Consider the following 276-nt stretch of genomic DNA (forward strand, 5'->3'; position numbering starts at 1 on the left):
TGGGGTTTCGATCCGTTCGAGACGCTGGCCGTGACCGATTACGGCGACTGCTGGTTCGACGCGCACAATCCGCTGACCTTCAAACCCGCCATCGTCGAGCATGCGCGCTCGATCCTGCGCTCGAACGCGAAGATGCTCACGTTCGGCGGCGATCACTTCATCACGTATCCGCTGCTGATCGCGCATGCGGAAAAGTACGGCAAGCCGCTGTCGCTGATTCACTTCGACGCGCATTGCGACACCTGGCCCGACGACGCGCCCGACAGCCTCAATCAC

1 protein-coding gene is annotated in these 276 nt (G+C 62.0%); it reads left to right on the top strand.

All coding sequences use genetic code 11. The features are described from left to right. Nucleotides 1–276 (top strand): arginase family protein (locus SB772_RS40555; protein ID WP_410838592.1); only part of this gene is annotated, 276 nt, incomplete at both ends.

This window comes from Paraburkholderia sp. SIMBA_030, assembly GCF_046535245.1.
Classification (GTDB): Bacteria; Pseudomonadota; Gammaproteobacteria; order Burkholderiales; family Burkholderiaceae; genus Paraburkholderia.